General features: G+C 54.5%; 17 protein-coding genes and 4 pseudogenes. 12 read left to right on the forward strand and 9 right to left on the reverse strand.

The features are described 5' to 3' along the window. Nucleotides 1–857 precede the first annotated feature (857 nt). Nucleotides 858–1,166, forward strand: a complete 309-nt coding sequence (locus tag ACFQL3_RS04590) for a toxin-antitoxin system TumE family protein (protein WP_377051842.1) — start codon at nucleotides 858–860, stop codon at nucleotides 1,164–1,166. Next, on the forward strand, nucleotides 1,150–1,563 hold the full coding sequence (locus tag ACFQL3_RS04595; RefSeq protein ID WP_377051844.1) for a transcriptional regulator: 414 nt from the start codon (nucleotides 1,150–1,152) through the stop codon (nucleotides 1,561–1,563). The genes ACFQL3_RS04590 and ACFQL3_RS04595 overlap by 17 nt, the downstream gene beginning before the upstream one ends. A gap of 23 nt (nucleotides 1,564–1,586) precedes the next feature. Here ACFQL3_RS04595 and ACFQL3_RS04600 read toward each other — a convergent pair whose 3' ends face one another. Continuing rightward, a complete protein-coding gene (locus ACFQL3_RS04600; protein ID WP_377051846.1) occupies nucleotides 1,587–1,886 on the reverse strand; it encodes a helix-turn-helix domain-containing protein in 300 nt (99 codons plus the stop codon). Between the two features lie 227 nt (nucleotides 1,887–2,113). Between ACFQL3_RS04600 and ACFQL3_RS04605 the strand changes: the two are divergent. Then, nucleotides 2,114–2,296: pseudogene (locus tag ACFQL3_RS04605) on the forward strand (transcriptional regulator); the annotation flags it as partial. Between the two features lie 496 nt (nucleotides 2,297–2,792). Here ACFQL3_RS04605 and ACFQL3_RS04610 read toward each other — a convergent pair. Then, entirely contained in the window at nucleotides 2,793–3,044 is a 252-nt protein-coding gene (locus ACFQL3_RS04610) for a hypothetical protein (protein WP_377051848.1), read from the reverse strand. Between the two features lie 199 nt (nucleotides 3,045–3,243). On the opposite strand from ACFQL3_RS04610, the gene ACFQL3_RS04615 reads away from it, so the two are divergent. From ACFQL3_RS04615 to ACFQL3_RS04625, 3 genes are all read left to right on the forward strand, one after another. Beyond that, nucleotides 3,244–3,384 carry a DUF2080 family transposase-associated protein gene (locus tag ACFQL3_RS04615; protein ID WP_377051850.1) on the forward strand — a complete coding sequence of 47 codons (141 nt, stop codon included), beginning with the start codon at nucleotides 3,244–3,246 and terminating at the stop codon, nucleotides 3,382–3,384. Between the two features lie 3 nt (nucleotides 3,385–3,387). Beyond that, a complete protein-coding gene (locus ACFQL3_RS04620; RefSeq protein WP_377051852.1) occupies nucleotides 3,388–4,647 on the forward strand; it encodes an RNA-guided endonuclease InsQ/TnpB family protein in 1,260 nt (419 codons plus the stop codon). A 713-nt stretch (nucleotides 4,648–5,360) separates the two neighbouring features. Beyond that, the gene (locus ACFQL3_RS04625; protein ID WP_377057012.1) at nucleotides 5,361–6,386 is read left to right on the forward strand and encodes a PQQ-binding-like beta-propeller repeat protein; all 1,026 of its coding nucleotides are present in this window, start codon (nucleotides 5,361–5,363) and stop codon (nucleotides 6,384–6,386) included. Nucleotides 6,387–6,585: 199 nt separating this feature from the next. Here ACFQL3_RS04625 and rfbB read toward each other — a convergent pair whose 3' ends face one another. After that, nucleotides 6,586–7,509, reverse strand: coding sequence for a dTDP-glucose 4,6-dehydratase (gene rfbB, locus ACFQL3_RS04630; protein ID WP_377051854.1), 924 nt, complete (start codon nucleotides 7,507–7,509; stop codon nucleotides 6,586–6,588). A 54-nt stretch (nucleotides 7,510–7,563) separates the two neighbouring features. On the opposite strand from rfbB, the gene rfbD reads away from it, so the two are divergent. Beyond that, nucleotides 7,564–8,448: a dTDP-4-dehydrorhamnose reductase gene (gene rfbD / locus ACFQL3_RS04635; RefSeq protein ID WP_377051856.1), complete on the forward strand. Its 885-nt coding sequence runs from the start codon at nucleotides 7,564–7,566 to the stop codon at nucleotides 8,446–8,448. A 117-nt stretch (nucleotides 8,449–8,565) separates the two neighbouring features. Here the strand turns inward: rfbD and ACFQL3_RS04640 are convergent. Continuing rightward, nucleotides 8,566–9,123: pseudogene (locus tag ACFQL3_RS04640) on the reverse strand (IS5 family transposase); the annotation flags it as partial. A 293-nt stretch (nucleotides 9,124–9,416) separates the two neighbouring features. Here ACFQL3_RS04640 and ACFQL3_RS04645 point away from each other — a divergent pair. Then, a pseudogene (locus ACFQL3_RS04645) lies at nucleotides 9,417–9,536 on the forward strand (IS5/IS1182 family transposase); the annotation flags it as partial. Between the two features lie 23 nt (nucleotides 9,537–9,559). On the opposite strand, the pseudogene ACFQL3_RS04650 reads toward ACFQL3_RS04645, so the two are convergent. Next, nucleotides 9,560–10,010, reverse strand: a pseudogene (locus ACFQL3_RS04650) (NUDIX domain-containing protein). A 145-nt stretch (nucleotides 10,011–10,155) separates the two neighbouring features. Continuing rightward, complete coding sequence (gene aglM, locus ACFQL3_RS04655; protein WP_377051858.1) at nucleotides 10,156–11,460, reverse strand: UDP-glucose 6-dehydrogenase AglM; 1,305 nt, start codon at nucleotides 11,458–11,460, stop codon at nucleotides 10,156–10,158. 155 nt (nucleotides 11,461–11,615) lie between these two features. On the opposite strand from aglM, the gene galU reads away from it, so the two are divergent. Then, entirely contained in the window at nucleotides 11,616–12,482 is an 867-nt protein-coding gene (gene galU / locus ACFQL3_RS04660) for a UTP--glucose-1-phosphate uridylyltransferase GalU (RefSeq protein WP_377051860.1), read from the forward strand. Then, nucleotides 12,479–13,417, forward strand: a complete 939-nt coding sequence (locus ACFQL3_RS04665; protein ID WP_377051862.1) for a UDP-glucuronic acid decarboxylase family protein — start codon at nucleotides 12,479–12,481, stop codon at nucleotides 13,415–13,417. The genes galU and ACFQL3_RS04665 overlap by 4 nt, the downstream gene beginning before the upstream one ends. A 271-nt stretch (nucleotides 13,418–13,688) precedes the next feature. Here ACFQL3_RS04665 and ACFQL3_RS04670 read toward each other — a convergent pair whose 3' ends face one another. Genes ACFQL3_RS04670 through ACFQL3_RS04680 form a run of 3 tightly spaced genes read right to left on the reverse strand, consistent with a single transcriptional unit; the run spans nucleotide 13,689 to nucleotide 15,421 of the window. Continuing rightward, entirely contained in the window at nucleotides 13,689–13,868 is a 180-nt protein-coding gene (locus tag ACFQL3_RS04670; RefSeq protein WP_377051864.1) for a hypothetical protein, read from the reverse strand. A 6-nt stretch (nucleotides 13,869–13,874) separates the two neighbouring features. Then, complete coding sequence (locus ACFQL3_RS04675) at nucleotides 13,875–14,948, reverse strand: glucose-1-phosphate thymidylyltransferase (RefSeq protein ID WP_377051866.1); 1,074 nt, start codon at nucleotides 14,946–14,948, stop codon at nucleotides 13,875–13,877. Between the two features lie 2 nt (nucleotides 14,949–14,950). Then, nucleotides 14,951–15,421 carry a dTDP-4-dehydrorhamnose 3,5-epimerase family protein gene (locus tag ACFQL3_RS04680; RefSeq protein WP_377051868.1) on the reverse strand — a complete coding sequence of 157 codons (471 nt, stop codon included), beginning with the start codon at nucleotides 15,419–15,421 and terminating at the stop codon, nucleotides 14,951–14,953. A 112-nt stretch (nucleotides 15,422–15,533) separates the two neighbouring features. Here ACFQL3_RS04680 and ACFQL3_RS04685 point away from each other — a divergent pair, with 112 nt between their 5' ends. Both ACFQL3_RS04685 and ACFQL3_RS04690 read left to right on the forward strand, forming a co-directional pair. Continuing rightward, nucleotides 15,534–16,709: a glycosyltransferase family 4 protein gene (locus ACFQL3_RS04685; protein ID WP_377051870.1), complete on the forward strand. Its 1,176-nt coding sequence runs from the start codon at nucleotides 15,534–15,536 to the stop codon at nucleotides 16,707–16,709. Nucleotides 16,710–16,981: 272 nt separating this feature from the next. Further along, nucleotides 16,982–18,427: an oligosaccharide flippase family protein gene (locus tag ACFQL3_RS04690; RefSeq protein WP_377051872.1), complete on the forward strand. Its 1,446-nt coding sequence runs from the start codon at nucleotides 16,982–16,984 to the stop codon at nucleotides 18,425–18,427. Nucleotides 18,428–18,450: the final 23 nt, after the last annotated feature.

Genomic DNA, 18,450 nt, shown 5'->3' on the forward strand with positions numbered 1-18,450 from the left:
CCCCGACAGCGTCCACTCACATTCGTAGGCATACCCGTGCGATTGTACAACGGTGGCGGTATGCGTACACCAACGAAACGTTCGAGGGAATCAACGACGCAGACAATCCACCCTGACCGGGATTTTCGACAACAGGGGCCCAACTCTCGGTATTCTATACTCGATAGAGGATTCAGATACTGGAGTTCTGGGTGATACGCATGACAGAGTACGACTGCCAGTCCGAAAGCCCCCGCAGGCTCGAGTCGCGCGCCTCGCTGCGGTCCTCGCCTGTGGCTGCGGTCCTTGCGTCGTCGTGCGTCCCCGAGCCTGCGGCCCCTTTCGATTTCCCTCCCTACCGCTCCTCGTCCTCCCCAACCGTGGCGCTTCACGTCGTTCAGCGCCACCCTCGCGTGATGGTGGCGCGCCACAGGCGGCGCGCCAGCACGCGCCACTGCGCCTGTCAGTGTTTCCGGGTACGCCCGCGAGCAAGCGGAGCTTCGACCGAACTGTATTACAGTTCATGAATAGGGAAGCAGTTCAGTCTACAGTTGATATCCTCCCCGGACTGAAGCCCGGGAATGCTGCCTCAAAGATGTCGACCAGTAGTGTTCAGACCGTTGCTCGCAGTTGCGCCCAGAGATGTAGACGACACACCCCTCTATCGATGTGTTCGCAGGGAGTGAATATTGAGGTCTGCACCCATCGAGAGCTCTGTCTGGGAAATCGAAAAGGTCACTCGAGGTCCCGCTCGTGACCTCGCGGGACCCCCCAGGCTGATCGCGTTGATCGTCCGGCCGGACTGGATCAACGTGAGCAACTATTTGTGTTGTAGCTAACCACATCACTTATTATGTTGTGCCCCAAAACAACGATAGATGGGTGGCGACGACGCGGAGTTGCTAATCAGCGTATCGAAGGATTTCGGTGAGACGTATGCCGAGGTGAAGGCGTGGAACGTTCCGCCGTCGGATCGATATCCCGACGGTCTCAAGTACTCAATGCAGTACGGGAGTCGGGACGGTGGGACACGGTTTCGGTATGACAATTTCCCGGACCACCCGGGAGCAACGATGCATCACAAACATACCGTGGATGGCGATACCGAGGACATCGAGTTCCACGGTCTCGAAGCACTGTTCGATCGATTCAAACGGGAGGTACGTACTCATGGAGAAACCTGGTAACTCGACTGACCGGACGATGTATATTCGCTTTCAGAGCGGCGACGACGACAGCCTGCAGGACGCACTGTCCGCGATTGACCGTGGTGAAATGACGGAGCCTCATTTCGAGGTGATCTTCGATGATCCGGCCGACATTCACCGTGTCACACGACCGAAGAATCTGGAACTGCTCCGTACTATCGTCCGTCACACACCAGAGAGTATCCGAGAGACGGCACGGCTCGTCGATCGTGATGTCCGACAGGTTCATACCAATCTCGAGGAGCTCGAAGCACTCCACCTGATAGAGTTCGAGCAGGAAGGTCGTCGAAAGCGGCCGTCGGTGTGGTACGATACGATCGAGGTTGATCTTCCACTGGTCGATTCTGACACGTCGCGCGACCAGGCAAACGTTTGAGGCTGGGAGACGATTGCCGCTCTCTACAGGCGGAACAGGCCGAGTGCCTCGGGGCTTGACCCCGAGGGTGAAGCCGACAGTGGCCGACCAGCCGCCGGGTTGTTTCTCCCGGCCCACAGGCTCACCAGTCGTTCAGCATTGCCGTCTACCAATCGAAGTTCGATTCCACAGGCGGCGTACTTGGCCGGTCGCCCTTCGTTGGACTGCTCGATGAGCCCCGCGGCTTCGAGGTTGTCGACGTACTCGTACACCGTTCGCTGGGGGAGATCGAGCGTCTCGACGACCTCCTGGATTGTCGTGTCCGGGAGATGGCAAAGATTCACGCCCGTCCTCAGAACGCTCCGCGTTCTGATGTACGAACGAGACGCGGAGCGTCTCGTCAACGCCGTAAACGCCGGGATTCTCTCGCTGTAAGAAGATAGTGGATTCGGATATTGTAGTTCTGGGTGATACGCACGACTGCCAGTCCGAAAGGGGCCGCAGGCTCGAGTCGCGCGCCTCGCTGCGGTCCTCGCCTGTGGCTGCGGTCCTTGCGTCGTCCTGGATCAGCGACGTCTCGGATGTCCATACAGATCTGCAACACCTCGAAGTACTGGGTATCCTCGAACTCGAGGAAGGAGGGCCCAGTGGAGCGATCCAGCCCGTGGTCCCATTCGACAAAATCGAGATGCATATCGACTACCCCCTTCTTGATGACGTCGATGCAGACAGCACTCCTGCCAGCGCAGACTAGCCCATTGTTGTCACTTGACATCCTCCTGCGCCTAAAGACGCAGGAATCCCGAGCGTTGGGAGTTTCAGGTTCGCAACCATGATTCTGCCACTTAACGGGAACCTGTCTAACCCAGCCATCGTGGACAGCGGCTGACTGGCGGTGCCAAACCGCCGTTACTCCTATCCTCGGCGTCGTTGACTCCCATCTGTTGTTTTTGCCAGCAGAGAGTCGCTGACCCTTCAGCGGACTCGGAGTTACCTTTGAGGCTTGCTCGACCAACAGGCACAGAGGCGAATGTTTCTGCGTTCGTGTTCACCGTGTTGGCGTTTCGGATATTGTCTCATTACTGGCGGGTAGACCGCCTCCGAAGGCCGTTCGGAATCGCTCCGTTCCGACCTGACCTTACCTCCTGCTACGAGATGTTACCGCTTGAAACTACGGATTGGAAACTCGGGAATGTCATCGAACGGTGGTGCGTGTAGTGTATTGTCGGATTCATCCTGACCCTAAAGGGTCAGGTATTCTCCTTGCTCTCTATAAAACTGGATACTCCGTTCGATTGCCACGAACGACGCCTCGATGACGACAGTGTAGTATCCGTTTCGGCTGCGAAGCGTTCGTCCGCCTCAAGGAGTCGACACGCTTTCCGCAGTTGTACAAGGGCGTCGTCCGAGATGTCCAGATCAGACTCAGTCGTCTGTCCAGCAGTTCGCTGGAACGCCGCTTCCGCGTCGTCGAGTGCCTCCTCGACGTAACTATCGTCCATCGGTGAGAATCTCCGTTTTTAGCTGATTGCAGGCGCTAATCCCCCTTCCTCAACGAGCACCGCAGTCCGCGCAAGCGGACAAGGAGCGCAGTAGGGAGGGGATACACCGCCGTCATCATCTATCATGCGCCTGCTTGTTGCTGGCCCACAGGCCCACGAACCGATACGTTTATGTTGAAACAATGTCTAAACATAGGTGATGGATAGACACGAAATTGAAGGCCTCGAAGTCATCGAAGGCGAGGTGAAAGCCACCGGCAACGGCGCACATGTCCTCGTTCCCAAAGACTGGCGTGGCGCAGACGTGAAAATCGTCCGGACATCAGACCCAATCAAGTAACCGATGCACTACGCCTACAGGTTCCGGCTCAAGCCAACCACCGAACAGCGTGAGTTGTTGGATCACTACCGCGATACCTGTAGGCAACTCTACAACCACGCCCTTGGAGAATTTACCGAGATCCCCGAATCGGCGGGAACACTCAACCAACGAGTGCGACAGGTCCGCGATCAACTTACCGACCTCAAAGACTGGTGGGAGGAGTTGAACGACCTGTACTCAACGGTTGCACAGGCCGCTGTCATGCGGATCGAGGACAGCGTCAAAGCACTGTCTGAACTGAAAGAGAAGGGCTACAACGTCGGGAGTCTAAACTGGAAAGCTCCCAGAGACTTCCGCAGTTTCACATACGTCCAGTCTGGCTTCGAGTTCGACAAGAAGAACGGTCAGACTGTGCTCTCACTGTCGAAACTCGCGGATATTCCAATAGAGTGCCACCGAGACATTCCCGACGATGAAACAGTCAAAGAAGTCACGCTCAAGAAAGAACCGACTGGTGAGTGGTACGCCTCCTTCGCCGTCGACGACAAAGAGGAACCGCCCAAACCGTCGCTGGCGGAGATTGACGCCGACGAGATGGTTGGCATCGACGTGGGGATTCTGAAGTATGCTCACGACACTGACGGCACGGCAGTCGGTTCACTTGATCTCTCAGAAGAACGAGACAGGCTCGAACGAGAGCAGCGGAACCTCTCGCGCAAAGAGCATGGGTCGAACAACTGGGAGAAGCAACGTCAGCGTGTCGCTGAGTGTCATCTCGACATCAAGCGCAAGCGGCGTGACTTCCTTCACAAACTCTCGGCATACTACGCTCGGGAGTACGAGATGGTCGCCGTCGAGGACCTTGACGTGAAAGGGATGCTGGAATCGCCGGGCAACAGCCGCAACACCGCGTCTGCTGCGTGGAACACCTTCACCGAGCTGCTCGAATACAAATGCAAGCGCGAAGGGACACACTTCGTGGACGTTGAACCCGAAGGAACCACCAAAGAGTGCGCTCAGTGTGGCGTCGAAACCGACAAACCACTCTGGGTGCGTGAGCACTCTTGTCCGGCCTGTGGCTTCGAAGCAGATAGAGACGCAAACGCAGCGTGGAACATTCTTTCTCGCGGACTTTCGGAACTAGGAGTGGGTCACTCCGAAGAAACGCCTGTGGAGACTGCGCTCCCTACGGGAACTGCGGTTGTTCCTGCAAAGCGCGTCGTGGAACCAGGAAGCCCCTGCCTCAAGGAGCCGCCAACGGCGGCGAGTAGGCAGGGGTAGTTCACACGCGGGAGGAGGTCAAGCAAATCCTGTCCTGCGAGAAAGAGCGACGTCGTGATCGACAGTATGCACAAGGAAGCCGCATCTCCCGACTCGAGACGAGTTCTGTGTCGTTCATAATTGGGCTAAAGCCCGCTCCGGGGTCGAAACAGGCTTTCGAGTACAGAGGGCACGTCACTGAATGTTCATAATCGGTGTGTAAGGCCGGTAGGAAGTCTCTATACTGAGTATGGATCTGATCTAGGAACGTATTCTGTTGCCGACGGCTATGTGGCCACTGCCTGCTACACACGGTGTACGTGGGCTATAACCGCGGTTTTCGCGATACACCGACGTGTCGGGTTGCGGATTCACGTCGACGCCGTGGCCCCAATATGGAAAACCGACAGACGGGAGCCGATTATGAAGCCATTCGGACGTCGATCGAGATACTCGACGTCGGGGTCACATCTGAGGAAGTCGACAGTACAGGCGCTACGCGTGGCCTCCCCCACGGGTTTCTGCTGGTGGTCCCTTCCACGGTGGTGCTTCCTAGATCGTTTTTGTGTGCGCTAGTCTCACTACTTGCGGACGTCGAACCGAGTATGAATCGCCGCTTATACGCCTATCAGGGCATGTTCCGTCTGTTGGGTCTCTTAGCGATGTATGAGTTCTTGTGGTAGATATGACACCTAGTACGTCGCTTAGTATACCGCTCGATAGCCAGAGCTGTCATCGTCGACGGAACGATCTATCTGGGAAGTACGAATCGTACCCTCTACGCAGTGAACGCCGAGGACGGGTCCGAACAGTGGTCCGCAGACGTCGAACGCGACATCGAATCCGCTCCCGCGGTCGTCGACGGAACGGCCTACGTACCAACCCACGACGTCCGTGCACTGGACGCGGCCGATGGGACCGAACAGTGGCGCTTCGAGACCGAATCGAGAGCTCGTGCGGGGGCGGCTGTCGGCGACGGCTCCCTATACGTCGGCGACGAAGAGGGTGTCTTCTACGCGATTGACGCCGACGATGGAACCGAACGCTGGCGGTTCCGGACGGGCGGTTCGATCTGGGCTGCGCCATTGCTCGTCGACGACACCGTCTACGTCGGTAGCAACGATGGGACGGTGTATGCGCTGGCGACCGCCGACGGGACCGAACGATGGCGACTCGTCCCGAACGAGCAGTTCCCGCGCCCGATCACGGGCCGACCCGCAGTCGCCAACGAGACGGTATATATCACGTCCCAGCAGGACTGGCTCTACGCGCTGACCCCGCCGCCCGAACCTGATGCGGTCGCCACGTACGAGCCGGCCGCGCCCATGCCGGAAGAGACAGTAACCTTCGACGGAACCGATTCGGAGAGCCCCGAAAGCCCCATTGATAGCTACGACTGGACGATCGACGGCGACGAGAGACTGACCGGTGAGACCGTTACTCGCGAGTTCGACGAGCCGGGCGAGTACGATATCGAGTTACTCGTCACGAACGAGGCGACCGGTGAGGACAGTACGTCATTCATCGTTACAGTTGACGTGGGTGAAGACGAATCGGCGGGCGAGACTGACGACGAGGGAGAGCAAGACCATGATAACTCAATGTCTGGGGAGACCACGAGCGAATCTGCGGGTGGCGACCAGGACGACGATGGCTCGCCAGGCCCCGGCGTCGTCGGCTCACTGTTCGGTGTCAGTGGGGCAGCGTATGTACTGGGTCGGCTTTCAGGTGGTGTGAGTGATCAGGAGGAGAGGGACTGAGTCTGGGCTAGCTCGATTTACTATCGGATTCTCTCTGATGCTGGAAAGCACACGAAACGTACTCTTTTTGTGTTCCTGAACTACCTGGCCAAGCCTCTCCGATTGAGGGTGAGAGCAGAAATGTACTCTCACACTGGTGCTGAGAAGTGGATCAGCTTCAGGATTTTAGTGAGATAGAATATTGCGACCAGTTTGTAACTCACTGCAACCCATCAACGGTCTTCACGAGCCCCTCCTCAAAGGTCCACTCGGGCTTCCAGCCCAGCGCTTCGAGTTTGCTCGTGTCGAGTGCGTAGCGCTGGTCATGGCCCGGTCGGTCCTCGACAAAAGTGATCTGCTCTTCGGAGCCGCTCGTCGCGTCGAGGATCGCCTCAGTCACTTCGAGGTTCGTCCGTTCCTCGCTCGCGCCGACGTTGTACACCTCGCCGGGATTGCCCTCACGGGCGGCGATATCGATCCCGCGGCAGTTGTCGACGACATAGGTCCACTCACGGATGTTCGAACCGTCGCCGTAGACGGGAAGCTCTTCGCCAGCGAGCGAGCGGGTGATGAACTTTGGGATCAGTTTCTCAGTGTGCTGGTGTGGGCCGAAGTTGTTCGAGGAGCGTGTGATGATCGTCGGAAGGTCGTGAGTCTCGTAGTAGCTCCCGACAAGTAAGTCAGCACTCGCCTTCGTTGCAGAGTAGGGGTTCCGCGGCGCAAGCGGGTCGTCTTCCGAGAATTCGCCATCGAGGATTTCGCCGTACACCTCGTCTGTAGAGATCTGGACGAACCGCTCGACGCCGTGCTCGACGGCTGCATCAAGCAGGACGCGCGTGCCGTCCACGTTCGTCGAGACAAACTCACTAGCGTCCTCAATCGAGCGGTCGACGTGGGACTCCGCAGCGAAGTTGAAGATATAATCGGCCTCCGCAACCAGATTATCCATGATCTCCTCGTCCCGGATGTCGCCCTCGATGAACTCGTGACGGTCGTCGTCAAGTGTCTCCTTCAGATTTTCAGTCGTCCCTGCATAGGTGAGCGAGTCAACAGTCGTAATCTCGTCATAGCGATCCGCTTCAAGCGCCCAGTTGACGAAGTTCGAGCCGATGAATCCCGCTCCGCCCGTGACCAAGGCTTTCATTAGGCGGTACTCGAATCGGCAGCACTTTATTTCTTTCTTGTCCAACACGTTTGCATGCACGTACTGGTCATCGGGGCGAACGGGCTTGTCGGGAGTTCGCTGGTTCGAACCTGTCTGGATCGAAGTATCGACGTTTCTGGCACGTATCATACTGAACGGCCCGCATTCGATGTCGATCTGTTCAAGCTCGATATCCGTGATTCCGAACAGGTTCGGGAAATCGTGGAGCAGGTTGAGCCCGACTCTGTTGTGAATTGTGCTGCCTACACTGATGTTGACGGGTGTGAAGAGAACCCAGACCTTGCACGTACTGTCAACGGCGATGCGCCAGGTTATCTGGCCGGAGTCTGTGCCGAACTCGGGATCTCCTTTGTCCACCTCTCGACGGACTACGTCTTTGACGGCGAGGCCGAGGAACCATACGCGGAGAACGACGAACCGAACCCGGTCCAAGTATACGGTAAGACGAAGCTGACGGGCGAACAGCAGGTACTTGACGCCGATCCGGACGCGATCGTCTGTCGGCTCTCCTTCGTCTGGGGACGCCACGGTGCGACTGGGGAACTGGAGGGGTTCCCAGCGTGGGTACTCGCCCGGGCACGTGAGGGGCAGTCGGTGCCAGCCTTTACTGATCAGTATGTGACACCGACGCGCGCGGAGTACGCGGCGGATGTCGTGTTGGCATTACTTGAAGAAGACGTAGATGGTATATTCCACGTCGCGAGCCGAGACTGTGTAACGCCCTATGAATTCGGGAAAGCCTTGATCGAGAGTTCCGGTCTGGCTGATCCGGGATTGGTCGAAGAGGGATCACTTGACGACGTTGATCGGCCCGCCCCGCGACCGGTTTACACGTGTCTGACGACGACACTTGCGAGGACACTGACTAGCCGCGATCGACCAGTCCTTACAGATGAGATATCAGCAGCTCTCGACTGAGCAGTAGAATCGAAAATTGTAGGTTCGCCAGTCAGAGGCGGTACTGATCTCTGTTTTCGATGAAATGATCGCGTTCCTCCTCGTCGGCTCTGGTGAATCGCCAGAAGGCGTTTGATTTCACTGTTTCACGGCTCGCTTGATGTTGTAGACCGCACACATCAGGACGATCTCACGAAATTCGCGGTACCACGCTCAGGCACGCACCGCGTGGCCGAGCGTGCGCTTGATCGTGGAGAAGACGGTCTCAGACAGTGCTCGTTGACCGTATAGAGATCCATCGATCCGCGCGTTGTGCGCGTGATCGATGGGTCGGAACTCGCGGTGCTTGATCAACGGTCTTACACCTTCTTCGCGTAATTTCTCGCGTAATTGCTGCCAATCGTAGCCTTTGTCGGCGGCGAGGCTGGCAATCTCGCCCGCGTTGCGGCGGGCGAGTTGCCAGCCGATCTGCGTGTCGTGACGTTTCTCGGTCGTACAATGAACGTCGAGGACTGCTTGTGTTTTTGTATCGACGAGTGCGGTTGTTTTCAGCGTTTGAACGCGATAATTCGTCCGGCGGCAGTAGTGCTTGCTGGCGGTTTCGCGGTCGAAGAACGTCGCGTCCATCACGGCGTGATCAGCGGTGTCGTGCAGCTGCGCCGAGAGACGCAGCAGCACTCGCCAGATCTTCATCTCTAACGGCTTTGGTGAATCACTAGGCTGCGTCGGGATTGGGGTCTAAACTGACGGGCAATCATGGCGATAATATCCCGGGATTCATTCTCAGCGGCGGCTATCTCCGCAAAACCTTCGATTGATGCTTGTCGAAGGAGGTTACAACGGACGCTCAAAAGCTGTATCCCAACGCCATATGGCGATTCACCAGAGCCCTTTTTTGCCTGTGTAGCCCAGTATAAACGGCTTGAACCAAGTTTACGGCGTTTCCAGACGGTTATCGAAATCATGAGAACTGTTCTATGACACGGTCCGAGACGTTCAACCACCGGACAGGAGTCGAACGAACCAACGATGTAGTCAAGGACTGCGGCCTGAAGCACGTTCGCGCCCGAGGCCGCGTCCACGTACGAACAGAAGTTTTGTCGTTTTAGAGCTATCAACAATGTAGTTGGGGTCAGTTCTGTCCGATTGTGTCGAGATACTGTTCAACGTATCGATGGTGATCCTGATACGGTCGCCGGAACACCTCGAATGCGCTGTGTTGATCATCGGTCGTGATCGCGCTCGAGGCGGCAGCGATAACCAGTCGCGAGGTAGTGTTTCAAGTCGACGTCGTCGATCTCGGATGTGTCATGAAAGTGCTCGTAGATGCCGAGACACTCGTCGATTACCACTGGTTCGTCGAGTTCTTCCTCCGCCACACGGAGGACTGCATTCATGTGATATTCGTTTTTTAGTACCCTTCCGCCGGGGACGAATCATTCGTCTTTCGGAGGTTCATTCTTGCGTTTTCCCAAGAGGACGCCGTCGTCGTATTCGACGACGAGGTCGACTGAGACGAGCGGGACGTGTTCGACAATCGAGTGCCACTCTTCAGACGGGTTCAACTCGCGGTCGGTTGTCATTAATCGAATATGGACCAGCAGTCACTTGAATCCCGACTCGATTCGAGTTGAACCGTGTCAGGCGCAAATCAGCTCTCAGCTACTGAGACCGCTTGTCGGCATCTCCAGTGCCTCGTTCTGACCCACAAGCTAGAGACACTCGAGGTCACCAGGTTAATCCCTCGTACGTGATTCCGTTGCGGCGCTCGATGATTCGTCTACCGTCGACAACGATCGGGGCGGCCATCGCGTCGAACTCTTCGTCAAGCGTCTTGAACTCGTCCCAGTCGGTGACGACGACCGCGCCATCGGCGTCGGCTAGCGCGCCTGCGGCCGAGTTGGCGTACGCGACATCATCGAGATACTCTTTGGCGTTTTCCGTTGCGACGGGATCGTAGGCGGTCACGGCCGCCCCACGCTCTTGAAGTCGATGGATCACAGGGATTGCCTGCGAATTCCGCATGTCGTCGGTTCCAGGTTTGAATGCCAAACCGAGCACGGCGATCCGTGCACCGTCAAGCGTACGATGCTCCGCGAGTTGATCGACCAATCGGTGCGGCTGGCGGTTGTTGACCTCGACGGCCGCGTTCAGAAGCGGCGGTTCGTATCCAGCGTCTGTAGCCGCCGCGATGATTGCTGCTACGTCCTTTCCGAAGCAGCTTCCACCCCACCCCACGCCGCTACGGAGGAACTGCTCGCCGATGCGGTCGTCGAGGCCGATCGCGGCCGCGACTTCATATGAGTCGATCCCGAACTCCTCACAGATGTTTCCGAGGTCGTTGATGAGGCTGATCTTCGCCGCAAGGAAGCTGTTGTTAGCGTACTTAATCATCTCCGCGGTGCGAGTGTCGGTCTCAACGACCGGCGCATCGGCCTGGCTGACAAGCGGGTCGAACACATGGCGAGCGTCTGCGAGTGCGTGCTCGTCGTCGGCACCGAGGACAACCTTGTCCGGGTGTAGGAAGTCCTCAACAGCGGTCCCCTCGCGCAGGAACTCCGGATTCATCCCGACGCCAAAGTCCTCGCCAGCGGTCTTGCCGCTCTCTGCTTCGAGGATCGGTGTGATGACATCCTCCGTGGATCCGGGCACGACCGTGCTTTTGACGATCACCGTGTGCCAGTCGGGAGCATTCCCGAGAGTCTGCCCGAGTTGGGTTGCGCCTGCTTCCATGATCGAGAGGTCGATGCTGCCGTCGTCGTTTTGTGGGGTCGGCAGGCAGAGGAACGTTACGTCTGTATCGAGGACGGTGTCGTAGTCCGTGGTCCCCCGGAGGCGGCCGGTACCCTTGGGGCCGGCGTGGTCGGCGATGAGTTCGTCGAGTCCTGTCTCGTGGATGGGGGCCTGCCCGTGGTTAATCGTCTTTACGATCTCCTCGTCGATATCTATGTTGACCACGTCGTGCCCGAGATCCGCGAAACACGCCGCGATTGTCGTTCCCACGTAGCCACTGCCGATGATGGAAAGACGCATCTCAACTGTCCATTCGTGAGTCACTGATAAGAAACGTCTGGTCAGGTTCCCATTCAGGGTTCTCAAGGGTCGTTGTGAAGTCCGAATCTCAGACCGACAGGTTACGATCCAATGACAAACAATATTTATCGGGAGCGTTGACATCGTTATGACTCATGGATGTAACGAAGGCAGTCATTCCTGCAGCGGGGTTCGGTACTCGCTTCTTGCCGGTGACCAAGGCGCAACCGAAAGAGATGATGCCCGTCTTGGACAAGCCAACGATCCAGTATGTGGTCGAGGAAGCAGTCGAATCCGGGATTGACGATATTCTCATCATTACCGGCCGCGGTAAGCAGGCTATCGAACGGCACTTCGACAAGTCCTACGAACTTGAAGAGGAACTGGAGGCTGACGGAAAGCTTGATCGGCTCGATCGCGTACAGGAGATCGCGGATCTAGCTGACATTCACTACGTTCGGCAGAAAGAACGAGACGGCCTCGGTGACGCCGTGTTGTACGCTCAAAAACACGTGGGTGACGAACCGTTCGCGCTCCTGTTGGGCGACACAATCATCGAGAACGGAACGCCATGCACCGAGAACCTCATTTCAGCTGCCGAGAAACATGACACATCGACGCTCTCGCTCGAACGGGTTCCCTGGGAGCAAGTACCCTCGTATGGAGTCGCTGATACCGCTGACGTGGACGCGACTGCGGAGAGCTTCCCAGTCAACGATTTCGTCGAAAAACCCCCACAGGACGAAGCTCCCTCGAATCTCGCGATTACGGGAAGATACATTCTTACCTCGAAGATCTTCGGCATCCTCGAAGCAACGGAGCCAGGTGTCGGTGGTGAACTCCAACTAACGGATGCGATTCGAAAACTCGACGACGTGCGTGGCGTCGAACTCGACGGCGACCGCTACGACATCGGGAACATCCCGAGTTGGCTGCAAGCGAACATCGAAATGGCGCTTCGCCATGACGACGGCGATATGAACGGCGCTGTTCAGGAACTCCTGGAGGAGCAGTTCGAGTGAGCCGAATTCTCGTCACTGGGGCGGCAGGCTTCCTCGGGTCGTTCCTCTGTGATCGGCTGTTGGCGGACGGTCACGAAGTCATCGGGATGGACAATCAGGTGAGCGGGCGGACAGCGAATCTAGACGACGCCTTCTATCACGAGCGATTCTCATTCTATGAGCACGACGTGACGGAGTTCATCCATGTTTCCGGCGAGTTGGACGCGGTCCTTCATTTAGCGAGTCTCGCGTCACCAGTGTTCTACCGGGATTACCCGATCAAGACGCTGAAGGTGGGCGCACTCGGCACGCACAAGACGCTCGGGTTGGCGAAGGAAAAAGAAGCGACGTACCTGTTCACGTCGACGAGCGAGGTGTATGGCGACCCCGAAGTGAACCCACAGCCGGAGTCCTACCGCGGGAATGTGGATCCCTATGGGCCGCGCTCTTGTTACGACGAGTCGAAGCGCTATGGAGAGTCGCTGGTGCGTGCCTATCGAGACAAACACGATCTGGATGTCCGGGTGGCCCGGATCTTCAACACGTACGGGCCGCGGATGCGGCTTGATGACGGCCGTGTGATCCCGAACTTTATGAAGCAGGCACTGACGGGCAAGGATCTGACTGTGTACGGCGACGGGGAACAGACGCGGAGCTTCTGTTACGTGTCGGATATGATCGATGGCTTGGTGGCGTTGCTGGAGTCCGAAGTGCAAGAGCCAGTGAATATTGGAAACCCCGACGAGCGGACGATAAACGAACTGGCAGAAGTTGTGTCGGAGGTGACTGGGAGTGAGAGCGGAATAACGTATGAGGAGCTCCCGCCGCAGGATCCGGAGGTTCGGCGGCCAGACATCACGAAAGCGTGTTCGGAGTTGGGGTGGGAGCCTGAAGTAGGATTGCGGAATGGGTTACGTGAATCGGTCGAGTACTTCCGACAACAAATCAATTTGTAACTACCCGATTTGATCCGGGATCTGTGAGGTGATCTGGCCATCCGGTCGTTTTGTGTCTGTAAGCTTAATATTATCCAGAGAACATATTGACCTAGCCACTGGGGCAGCGAAAGTATGGGGCTTCTCGTTATCGGCGCAAACGGGCAACTTGGCAGTAACGTCGTTCGCGCGGGACAGGTTTAGACGTTTCACACATAGAGGCGACGCTGGACCGTTCGCAAACGACACTGCGAGAAGATGTGGAAGCTATTCGGGATATCTTCGAGTCGAACTATACCTGATATCGGTCTCGGTTACCGAGGAAGTGATTGCGCGCGTCTTCCGGGAGATCCTCAAAGTGGAGAACCTCCTGACAGCCGAGTCCTGGACACTTCATGACGCGATTGTCCTCCAGTTCGTTCGCCGCGACGACGGTACCACAGGTCGGACAAGTGTGGGTGATGATTCTCATTTTTAGTTAGAGTTTGAGCTGGGAGTTCTCGCCGACGACGAGTCGGCGTCCTTCGGGAAGGAGTTCTTCGGCGCTTTCGACGTTCGCGTTCCGTCCGAGTAGGCTGTCGACGATCCGGCCCGACGCCGTGAGTTCAGAGTTGCCGATGACGACGCTGTTTTCGATGTGGACGCTTTCAAGCGTGGAGTTCGCGCCAATGGAGGTGTAGGGCCCGACATAGGCGCCACTCCCGATTGTCGTGTTCTTGTCGATGGAAACCGGGCCACGGACGACCGCACCGTCCTTGATGGTGGCAGATTCGTGGAGCTCGACGCGGCCTTCGACTTCCGCCCCCGTCTCGATAGTACCTGCTGTTTCGAGGCTCTCATCTTCGAGAACGAGCCGATTCGCTTCGAGGATGTCCTCGGGCTTTCCGGTGTCTTTCCACCAGCCGGTCACGACGTGCGAATCGATCTCGTGACCGTCTTCGAGGAGATCCTGTATCGCGTCGGTGATTTCGAGCTCGCCACGCCATGACGGTTCGAGGTCGTCGATGGCATCGAAGACCGCGGGTGAGAAGACGTACATCCCGATGAGAGCGAGATTCGTCGGCGGATCGTCGGGCTTCTCAATGAGTTCGGTGACGTTGTCCTCGTCGTCGACGTCGGCAATGCCGAACGCCTGTGGGTTGTCCACTTCTTGGAGCGCGATGCCTGCGCCGTAGTCACCCGCCTCGAAGCTCTCTACGAGACTAGTGACGCCGGATTTGAGGATGTTGTCGCCGAGATACATCACGAAATCGTCGTCGCCGACGAAGTCTCGGGCGCAGCCTGCGGCATGTGCGAGTCCAAGGGGGTTCCCCTGGATGATGTAGGTGATTTTGACGCCGTACTCGGAGCCGTCGCCGAGAAGTTCTTGGATCTCATCTCTACCTTTATTCCCAAGGATGACGCCGATTTCGGTAATGCCGGCTTCCTTGAGGTCTTCAATCGCGTATTCGAGGACTGGTTTGTTTGCGACTGGTACAAGCTGCTTGGGTCCCGTGTGGGTTATGGGACGGAGTCTAGATCCGGTCCCGCCCGAAAGAAGAACACCCTTCATGATTATCCACTCGGTTCTTCGTCCCAGTCAAAAGGTATTCTATCTGTATCATATGGAAGACGTTCTTCATCAGGTTCGTCATAATCGTAGAGATTCGACGGGAAGTTAATGAGGAATGCGGGCTCATCACTGATAGCTTTGAACCCGTGCCAGCAATCACCGGGGATCCTGATTACTTTTTGATTGTGTTCGCCGATAATGTGAGTTTCGAGTTCACCTTGTGTGGGTGAATCGTTGCGGTCGTCATAGACGGCGATCTGGATTCGTCCTTTAGGGCAGACGAAGTAGTCAATTTGACCGCGGTGGTGCTTATGCCAGGCTCTAGTTATTCCTGGGTAGGTCATTGAATAGTACGACATTGTGGGATTAGGGTCATACTCATCCCAGTCCTTTCGGTAGATTTCAACCAAATGCCCCCGTTCGTCCGTGTTTACTTGTAGATTGCGGACCTCAACACCGTGGATTTGGACCATTACTTACCCAACACTAATAGATCGACTTAGGCGTTTGGAATTACTAAAGATCAACTCACGTGATCAACTGCGATGTCGCAACATTTTCTATACTGACCCCTAATTAGTGATTATGAAAATAAACGTGCTTCTCCCTCATTTCGGGTTATCAGGCGGGATCCGAAGCGTCGTCGAAATCACGAACAGACTGGTTGATAGGGGCCACAATGTGACGATTATCACTTCTCACATCGCTCCTACGATGCCTCATTCAATAATGGGTTCCCTTCGCACGGTGTGTGCGTCTGGACTCGGAACAGTCTCACGGGTCTCGCAAACGCTTGACTGGCTGCCTGTAAAAGCCGATAAGCAAAAGATACTACATATGGAACCGCGGTTCGATAGAATGCTTGAACGCTGGATTCCTGAAGCCGATTGTACTATAGCAACAGCGTGGGAAACAGCATACCCTGTGGCCACTCTGAGTGAATCAAAGGGACAAAAGTTTTATTTCGTTCAGCACTACGAAATTTGGCCAGTCTGGGACGACTCTGATTGCTGGGAAGAAGCGTCAGCGCTTGATGGTAGACCCTCTGTAAATATGACTAAAGTTACTCCGGATGATCCACATCTTCAATCCTACAAGAAGCTCGTTGACGAGTCGTATGAACTTTCTCTTGACCTCATTATCACTTCGGAGTGGGAAGAAGACGTGCTTGATGAACTCGGTCACGAACACTGTGGAAAAGTGAAATACGGGATCGATTTTGATACATTCTATCCAGACCTGAATGTGGACGACGACGATGATCCCACCATCCTCGCATTGTATCGTAACTCACGAGAAAAGGGAGATGAACAGGCTATTGAGTCGTTCAAACGTCTCCATGAGGAACGACCTGACGTTAATTACCTCATGTTCGGGACTAAAGAGCGTCCCGTGATTCCCGACTTTGTTGAATTCCACGAAGATCCTTCACAGGAGAACATTCGAAGACTTTATTCTCAAGCAGACATATTCGTTTATCCGAGTTGGGTTGAAGGTTACGGGATGCCTCCGATGGAGGCTATGGCATGTAAAACTGCAGTTGTCTCTACGGATGTTGGTGCGGTGCGTGAGTACTCCCCAGAGAAGTCTGTGAAGTTTATTCCGGCACGTCAGACTGTTCCAATTGTTACAGCCGTAAAAAATCTTCTTGATAACCCCGAGAGAGTTGAAAGGATGAAAGGTCAGTGTCACGAATATATTCAGCAGTTCACTTGGGACAATGCAACCGATCAATTTGAAAACATCCTTATAGATCGTTGAATCTCGGAGATATTCGTTGTGCCATTGAAACTAACCGAAGATTCTCCTATGACTGGTCATTCTCAAAAATTTTAACATATGGTCACAATGTTGGTATATATTGGGGTTAATTATAGTATCATTAATGCTATAAAATATAATATTGATGCTATAGAATTTAAAATTTATTAAATTATATGTGTGTTTATGTGTGGTCATTTTGATTTCAGGCTCAGCTCTGAGCTTATATGATAAAGGGTTAGTACTTTCGTAAAAGAGTTCTTGAAAACACGATGAATATTGCTCGTTCTACCTCTAAACTGTTCTTAGCCAACATTAGTAGTGCAATCCTTCAATTTGCAGCTATCATATATTTCGAAAGTGCCATCGGATTATCAACTATTGGAATATTTTTTCTTTTCCAAGCTGTTTTAGGCATCTTGGCAATTCCTGCCGATTTTGGATTACGTGGTGCTATCGAAAAGCGGATTAGCGAGGAACAGGATCAGGGGGCATTTCTTGCTAGTGCTTTTATAATCAAATCTGTCCCAATAGTGATTATTTGTTCTGCAATCGCGCTTACCGCCCCTTATATAAACGAATATGTCGGGACCACTGTAGCAGTTTATTTGATTATTGCTATTTTACTACAAGAAATAGCCAATCTTTCTATTTCCGTACTTAAAGGCGAGCTTCGGGTAGAAGAAACTGCCTCCTTACAGATACTTAGGAAGATCATCTGGGTTGTGACCTCAGTCTTGTTGGTGATCCACGGATTGGAAGTTGAAGCTTTGATTTTTGGCATACTTTCTGGATTGGTTACTGTATCTGTGATTGGATGGCTCCGTGTATCTATCCAACCCACAAGACCATCGCTTAAGCATTTCCGATCGCTATTTTCATATGCGAAGTATAATCTAGTCTCCTCTGTCGGAGGATACTTTTATAATTGGATGGATATTGTCATCATTGGTTACTTTCTCTCACCGTCACATGTCGGAGCTTACGAAATCGCTTGGCGTATCACAAGTTTCACCATCATATTTAGTAAAGCGCTCTCTACAACATTTTTCCCGCAGGTCAGTAACTGGCACGCTTCTGATTCAAAGGAGAAAATTGAAACGAAGCTAACGGAATTGTTAGCACTGACTCCGTTAATAGTTGTTCCCGCATTCTTTGGGGTGGCACTATATTCTGTTGAGATCCTCTCTATTGTTTTTAGTGAAGATGCTGCAATTGCGTGGTTAGCCCTGATAGTCCTGATGACTGATGAAATAACTGAATCGGTACAGACTGTCTTAGGTAGATCATTACAAGCTGTTAATCGGCCTGATCTTGCCGCGCGTGCAACTATTGTAGCAGTGATACTAAATCTTATATTAAATGTACTGCTTATTCAGCAATATGGTATCGCTGGTGCAGCAGTGGCTACGACTTTAGCTTCACTTGTCGGTGGGGTGATACTTCACTGGTATTATTTACAGAGATTTCTTACAATTCGCGCACCAATTCGGGCATGGTTTGAATGTTGTGTAGCGTCGGGGTTAATGGCTGTGTGCTTGTTGGTACTGGAACAAATAACTCCAGTGGAAACCATAGTGCAGCTCACTATTGTAATTGTGGTGGGTGTTATTTCCTATTCTATATTTGTACTTTTTAGCCCCACTCTCAAGACGTTGGTGCGAGATCAACTTAACCAATTACGGTCGGGTTCTGGTGAATCGCTATACACGAGCTAATTTTGGTGGGTCACGGCTCATTT

Origin of the sequence: Natronoarchaeum sp. GCM10025321 (genome assembly GCF_042663585.1) — an archaeon.
Taxonomy (GTDB): Archaea; Halobacteriota; Halobacteria; order Halobacteriales; family Natronoarchaeaceae; genus Natranaeroarchaeum.

What these genes read in the sequence shown, in the direction of transcription:
- ACFQL3_RS04595 (WP_377051844.1), top strand. Translation starts at nt 1,150, where the DNA reads ATGGAGAAACCTGGTAACTCGACTGACCGGACGATGTATATTCGCTTT.
- rfbD (WP_377051856.1), top strand. Translation starts at nt 7,564, where the DNA reads ATGCACGTACTGGTCATCGGGGCGAACGGGCTTGTCGGGAGTTCGCTG.
- ACFQL3_RS04610 (WP_377051848.1), bottom strand. Translation starts at nt 3,044, where the DNA reads ATGGACGATAGTTACGTCGAGGAGGCACTCGACGACGCGGAAGCGGCG.
- rfbB (WP_377051854.1), bottom strand. Translation starts at nt 7,509, where the DNA reads ATGAAAGCCTTGGTCACGGGCGGAGCGGGATTCATCGGCTCGAACTTC.
- ACFQL3_RS04615 (WP_377051850.1), top strand. Translation starts at nt 3,244, where the DNA reads ATGGATAGACACGAAATTGAAGGCCTCGAAGTCATCGAAGGCGAGGTG.
- ACFQL3_RS04590 (WP_377051842.1), top strand. Translation starts at nt 858, where the DNA reads ATGGGTGGCGACGACGCGGAGTTGCTAATCAGCGTATCGAAGGATTTC.
- ACFQL3_RS04685 (WP_377051870.1), top strand. Translation starts at nt 15,534, where the DNA reads ATGAAAATAAACGTGCTTCTCCCTCATTTCGGGTTATCAGGCGGGATC.
- ACFQL3_RS04620 (WP_377051852.1), top strand. Translation starts at nt 3,388, where the DNA reads ATGCACTACGCCTACAGGTTCCGGCTCAAGCCAACCACCGAACAGCGT.
- aglM (WP_377051858.1), bottom strand. Translation starts at nt 11,460, where the DNA reads ATGCGTCTTTCCATCATCGGCAGTGGCTACGTGGGAACGACAATCGCG.
- ACFQL3_RS04680 (WP_377051868.1), bottom strand. Translation starts at nt 15,421, where the DNA reads ATGGTCCAAATCCACGGTGTTGAGGTCCGCAATCTACAAGTAAACACG.
- ACFQL3_RS04670 (WP_377051864.1), bottom strand. Translation starts at nt 13,868, where the DNA reads ATGAGAATCATCACCCACACTTGTCCGACCTGTGGTACCGTCGTCGCG.
- ACFQL3_RS04690 (WP_377051872.1), top strand. Translation starts at nt 16,982, where the DNA reads ATGAATATTGCTCGTTCTACCTCTAAACTGTTCTTAGCCAACATTAGT.
- galU (WP_377051860.1), top strand. Translation starts at nt 11,616, where the DNA reads ATGGATGTAACGAAGGCAGTCATTCCTGCAGCGGGGTTCGGTACTCGC.
- ACFQL3_RS04675 (WP_377051866.1), bottom strand. Translation starts at nt 14,948, where the DNA reads ATGAAGGGTGTTCTTCTTTCGGGCGGGACCGGATCTAGACTCCGTCCC.